This window comes from Amycolatopsis saalfeldensis, from assembly GCF_900110575.1.
Taxonomy (GTDB): Bacteria; Actinomycetota; Actinomycetes; order Mycobacteriales; family Pseudonocardiaceae; genus Amycolatopsis; species Amycolatopsis saalfeldensis.
The window spans coordinates 1-1,648 of sequence record NZ_FOEF01000062.1 but is presented as its reverse complement, the minus strand read 5'-3'; the positions used below and the strand labels follow the sequence as shown (position 1 = coordinate 1,648).

General features: G+C 64.8%; 1 protein-coding gene. It reads right to left on the bottom strand.

The genetic code is table 11. The annotated features are described in order from the left end of the window. Positions 1-587: 587 nt before the first annotated feature. The gene (locus BMY97_RS45685) at positions 588-1,547 is read right to left on the bottom strand and encodes a tyrosine-type recombinase/integrase (protein ID WP_091629927.1); all 960 of its coding nucleotides are present in this window, start codon (positions 1,545-1,547) and stop codon (positions 588-590) included. Positions 1,548-1,648: the final 101 nt, after the last annotated feature.

The following is a 1,648-nucleotide window of genomic DNA, read 5'->3' as shown; positions in this document are numbered from 1 at the left end:
AGGATTCGAACCTGCGACCAACATCAGATGATCGAGGATGGCCGCCTCCAGCTTCACACCTCGGCCCCATGAAGCAACACGCAGCACCCACGAACTCGACGGCAGAGTCCGGCACTGGCGAGCCCGAGGCGAGCCCGAGCCGCCCCTCTTAACCAGCGGGTTCGGGGTTCGAGTCCCTGATGGCGCACTCCACTGAATCGAAGCCCACCTGCGGGTTCCTCCATCGCGAGGATCTTGCCGGTGGGCTTCGATCATGGGTGGGACCGACGGGGGGCCGAATGTGGCCGGTCCCGCCGGTCGCTCGATCCTTCTAGGCCGCCGACAGGGCATGGCCGCTGCGGTGACGTCCAGTTCCCGCTGCCTCAACGCCTTTAGCATCTCCTGTAGCGCCGAAAACAGGCACAAGACGGCCATCTGTTCACCATTGCAAACCTGGAGTCCGAACGATCAGCCAGCCGGGGTTGAGACTGCCGTCGACGGCCTCCGGCGATTCGCTTCGATCTACGGTCTCATCACCCTTATCGGTGGCTCGGCTGCGTCGACGATCTTCTTCAGGCGCTCAGAGCAGCTGGCGCGCAAGGGCCCTTCTACACACGGATCTTGTGAGCCGACTTCCGCGTCGACCCAGGCCTGCGGTTCTTCTTCGTTCCATAGTGACGCGTGGCTTTCCGGGAGTCGCGGCGGACCTTCTTCGCCGTCCGCCGCGCCGCTTTCATGACCAGGTTGGCGGTGGCTTCGGCCGCCTGATGTGCCAGGCAGGGCAGCACGCTGGTGTAGGTATCTGCAGTCAGCACAATGCTCGAATGCCCCAGCATCACCTGCACCACCTTCAAGTCGTTCCCAGCGGCCAGCGACAAGCTCGCCGCACCATGACGAAGGTCATGCAGCCGAATCGGCGGCAGATCCGCCTCAGCGACGAGCTTGCCGAAGGCATGGGTGACATAGCCCGGACTCATCGGATTCCCGCACCGGTTGACGAACAAGAACCCCGTCAACGCCGCACCAGCCGGCAGCCGACGTCTCCGCTCCGCGCGCAGGGAACGCAGCGCTGATACTGAAATACTGTCCAGCGCGAGGACGCGGACACTGCTCTCGGTCTTCGGCGGGCAGACCACGGTCAGGCCATTGTGGTCCTGCACCTGGTGCGACACCTGCAGCACGCGTGCGTCCAGATCGATGTCGCACCATCGCAACCCCGCCGCTTCACCCCGACGCAGCCCAAGCAGCGCGACCAGCAGGTACAGCACATGCAACGGGTGGTCGTAGCTGCTCTCCAGGAACGCCGCAGTCTGCGTCGCAGTCCAGACGGCCACGGCCGGCCTCTCGCCGGTCTGGCGCCAGTTCGCTTCCCGGCCTTCAGTCCACACCACAGCGCGCGGCCGGCGCCCGGAGGGAAGCTCGATCCAATGTGCCGGGTTCCGATCCAGCAGTCCCCGGCGGATCGCACCGTTGAGCGCGGCATGAAGCACCCCTCGGATGCGCTGCAGCGTTGCGTAAGACAAGGGCCGAGTCCGGCTCGAGTTAGTGCGGATCAACACTGCGAACATCGCCTGTGAGGTTCACCCCGAATGGTGGACAGGGGCTTAAGAGGGTTCAGGCGGCCGTGCGGAGTGACTGCTCGAAGGTGTCGGGACTGAGCATCCCGATC